The sequence below is a fragment of the Corallococcus llansteffanensis genome, assembly GCF_003612055.1.
Taxonomy (GTDB): domain Bacteria; phylum Myxococcota; class Myxococcia; order Myxococcales; family Myxococcaceae; genus Corallococcus; species Corallococcus llansteffanensis.
Genome location: NZ_RAWB01000769.1, coordinates 1 through 3844, shown reverse-complemented (window position 1 = coordinate 3844; position 3844 = coordinate 1). Strand labels below are relative to the sequence as shown.

The window sequence follows — 3844 nt, the reverse complement described above, 5'->3', positions numbered from 1 at the left end:
GCCCGAGCCCGCCCCCTCCGACGTGACGCTCACGGGCGAGCGCCGCCACTACCTCGTGCACGTGCTGCGGCTGGAGGATGGCGATGCGCTGGAGGTGTTCGACGGCAAGGGCCGCGCCTTCGAGGCGCGCGTCAGTGGCCTGGGCGCGGAGGACGTGCGGCTCGTGCTGGGGACCGTGCGGGTGACGCCGCCCGCGCGCGAGATGAGCGTGCTGCAGGGGCTGCCCAAGGGCGACAAGCTGGAGTGGGTGCTGCAGAAGGGCACCGAGCTGGGGGCCACCGCGTTCCATCCGGTGGCCACGGCGCGCAGCGTGGTGAAGCTGGAGCCCAAGCGCGCCGAGGAGCGCACGCAGCGGTGGGCGAAGATCGTCGAGGAAGCGGCGCGCCAGTGTCGTCGTGACGACGTGCCGAGCGTGCACACGCCGCGTCCACTGCTGGACGCGGCGAGGTCGCTGACGCCGGGCACGCTCCTGCTGGTGCTGGACGAGGAGGAGTCCGCGGTGCCGCTGGGCGAGGCCTTCCGGAGCGTGGGGCCGGGCACGCCGGTGGCGCTCGTGATTGGCCCCGAGGGCGGGCTGGCGCGCGAGGAGGTCTCGGGGCTGCGCGAGTTGGGGGCGCGCACCGTCACGCTGGGTTCGCGCATCCTCAGGACGGAGACCGCGGCGCTCGCGGCGCTCGCGGTGATGCAGCACCTGGACGGGTCGCTCGGGTAGCAGGCGGGCGGGCAGCCACTCTCTCCATCGCGGGTCACGGATCCGTGTGCCCATTCCTACGTTTCTGCCATTCGGGACCTCGCGGGTCCCTCAAAAGGAGAGACTCTCATGGGGATCATTGCGTTCATCATCATCGGCCTCATCGCGGGCCTCATCGCTCGGGCCATCCTGCCGGGCAAGCAGAGCATGGGCCTGATGGCCACCACCCTGCTGGGCATGGTGGGTTCGCTGGTGGGCGGCCTCGTCGGCTCGCTGTTCCAGCGCGATGGCAAGCTCTTCGACCTGCATGCTTCCGGCATCATCATGTCCGTGGTGGGATCGATCGTCGTGCTCCTCCTCGTGGGAGCCGCGGGACGGCGTCGCGTCCACGCCTAGCGTGAGGCGCCCCACACGCGCCGTCCCCTGAAGGACGGTCGCCGAAGGGCTGATGAGCCCCTGACGGTTCCTCGGGCGAGGGACCATCAGGGGCTTGTCCTTTTCTTGCTACAGGCCTGAATGCGGCCTTTCATGGCGCCGGTTGTCCGCATCGCCTGGAGGATCCGTTGTCCAAGTGCCTGAAGTGCGGCGCCTCGCTGCCGCCGGTCGGAGATTGCACCGCTTGCGCCGCCGCCGCCGCGCGTCCACCCAGGGTCGCTTCCGTTCCGAGCCTGCTCGATCGCGACATCCACATCGACCGCCGCAAGCTGGGGGAGCGCACGGCCCCGGAAGCGGGCGCCGAGGCCACCACCCTGAATGGCGAGCCGCTGGAGCCGGAGACCCTGCGGGGCACGCCCGCGTTCGCGATGGAGCCTCCGCGTGGCCCCATCACCCCGCCGGGAATGACCCCGACGGTCCGCCCGGGAACCGCCGCGCCCCGCGTCGCGACGCCCGGGCAGGTTCCGGCCGCCGCGCCCCCGCGTGCCGCGCCCCGCGCAGCCGTGCCCGCGACGGATGGACCGACGGTTCGGGCCGCCGCGCCTCACGGTGACGCGACGGTTCGCGCCGCGACTCCGTCCGATGCGACCGTTCGCGCCCCCGCGCCTCACGGTGATGCGACGGTTCGCGCCGCGACTCCATCCGATGCGACCGTTCGGACCGCCGCGCCGCAGGGGGATGCGACGGTTCGCGCGGCGCCGCGTGCACCTGCTTCTCCGTCGAATGCGGCCGCGCGCGCAGCCGCGCCTTCGCCGGATGCGCCCGCGCGGGGCTCCGTTCCGCAGGCCGATGCAACGGTTCGCGCCTCCGCGCCGCACGCGGAAGGTCCGGCGGTCCGGGCTCCCGGTGCCGCACCTCGGGCGGCCGTGCCCGCGTCCGCGGCGCCCGTGCCGCCTCGCGCCGCGCAGCCTCCCGTGAACGCACCGTCCGGCGCGGTGCTCCCGCCGCGTCCCGCCGTCGCACAGCCGCCCCCGATGGCCGCCGCGAGCAGCCCGGCGCCCATGGCTCCGCCGCGCGCCTCACCCACGCAGGCCATGCCGGAGGCCGGCTTCCAGAATCCCGGCGTCGCCGTGCCTCGCGCGGCGCAGGTGCCGGTGAACGCCGCCGAGCCTCGTCCGGGCTCCGTGCCCACGCCGGCCTACGGCACCGAGGCGCATGGTGCTCGGCCCCTGCCCGCGGCTCCCGGGCAGCCGCGACGGGACGCCCCGCCCGCGCAGGCCTCCGCTTCGTCCGGTCTGCCTCGCATGGAGGCCCCCGCGCAGCCCTCTTCCGGCCTTCCCCGCCGTGACGCCGAGCGCGCCCCGGGCCTGCCCCTCATGGATGCGCCCGCGCAGTCCGCGGCCTCCTCCGGTCTGCCGCGCATGGATGCGCCCGTGCAGGCCTCCGCCTCCTCCGGTCTGCCTCGCCGTGACGCCGCGCCCTCGCAGGGGCAGCCGCTCATGGAGGATCCGGCCCTCCTGCCTCCACTGGAGACGCCGGCCTTCGCCGCCGCTTCCCTGTCGCCCACCCCGGGAGTGTCCCGCATGGAAGCTTCGCCCTCCCCCGCCGCCCCCGTGAAGAAGTCGCAGGCGCCCGCGGCGGCGCCGGTCGCTGGCGAAGTGCACGCACGGCCCGCCTCGCTGTGGCGGCGGCTGCTGTCGTTCACCATCGACACCGCGGCCATCGGCGCCGTCGCGGCGGCCTACATCGTCCTCGCGTCGTCCATCGCGGGCGTCAAGGGTCCGCAGCCGGGCCTGACGGGGCTGGATGCGTTCGTCGCCTGGCTGCGCGCACTGCACACCGTGCTGCTTCCCGGCGTGGTACTGGTGCTGGTGCTCGCCACCGTCTACTGCGCCGTCGCGGCCTTCCTCTGGAATGGACGCACCCTGGGACGATTGCTCCTGGGCCTCCGGTTGGTGGACACCCATGGCATGGCGCCGACACCGGGCCGGGCCATCTTCCGGGCGCTGCTCGCCGGGCTTTCCTTCGTTCTCTTTCTGGGCGGCTTTTGGATGGCGTTGTTCGACCGACGCGGCCAGACGCTGCATGACAAGCTGACGTCCACCTTCGTCGTCCAACCGAGCTGAAACCGGCTCATTGTGCCTTGCGGCCGCGGCCGTAAGATGCCGCGGCCTTCATGCCTTCCCGTCTTGCTCAGCACCTCGTCTCGCGCGCCCTCCTGACCCAGGAGCAGGCCGGGGAGTTGTTGCGTCAGCACCAGGCCCAGGGAGGCCACCTGGACTCCGCGCTCCTGGAGCGCGGCATGGGCGAAGAGGACGTCCTCGCGCTGATGGGCGAGGTCTCCGGCTTCCGGCCCGTGAACCTGGTGGACTTCGAGCCCAACCTCGAGGTCGCCAGCTTCATCCCTCCGAAAATCGCCGAGCGCCTGAGCGTGGTGCCCCTGTCCCTGGACGGCAACACGCTGCACGTCGCCTGCGCCTACCCGGTGCCCAAGAAGGAGCTGGACGAAGTCGGCTTCCTCCTGGGCAAGCCGCTGGAGCTGTGGGTCGCCATCGAGCTGCGGGTGCGCGAGTGGATCTCCACCATCTACCGCCAGCCGCTCCCGCAGCGGTTCGTCCAGCTGGGCGAGGCGCTCGTCGCGCGGCCGTCCGGAGCCCTCACGCCGCCTCCTCCGCCGCCGGAGGACGAGGCGATGGTGGACATGGTGGAGCAGCTGGCGCGCTCCGTGGCCCAGGAGCCCGTGGCGCCCGAGGCCCGTCCCGCCGCCCCGCGTGAGCC

4 protein-coding genes are annotated in these 3844 nt (G+C 73.4%); all 4 read left to right on the top strand.

The annotated features are described in order from the left end of the window. The coding region (locus tag D7V93_RS39845) for a 16S rRNA (uracil(1498)-N(3))-methyltransferase (protein WP_244237790.1) at positions 1-712 on the top strand (712 nt) is incomplete at its 5' end. A 108-nt stretch (positions 713-820) separates the two neighbouring features. Continuing rightward, positions 821-1087: a GlsB/YeaQ/YmgE family stress response membrane protein gene (locus D7V93_RS39840; protein WP_120615271.1), complete on the top strand. Its 267-nt coding sequence runs from the start codon at positions 821-823 to the stop codon at positions 1085-1087. Positions 1088-2040: 953 nt separating this feature from the next. Beyond that, positions 2041-3192 carry an RDD family protein gene (locus D7V93_RS39835; protein ID WP_244237789.1) on the top strand — a complete coding sequence of 384 codons (1152 nt, stop codon included), beginning with the start codon at positions 2041-2043 and terminating at the stop codon, positions 3190-3192. A 50-nt stretch (positions 3193-3242) separates the two neighbouring features. Further along, positions 3243-3844: GspE/PulE/PilB domain-containing protein (locus D7V93_RS39830; protein ID WP_504739594.1), on the top strand; the 602-nt coding region annotated here is incomplete at its 3' end.

Coding starts and splice junctions, on each gene's coding strand:
- D7V93_RS39840 (WP_120615271.1), top strand. CDS start 821: ATGGGGATCATTGCGTTCATCATCATCGGCCTCATCGCGGGCCTCATC.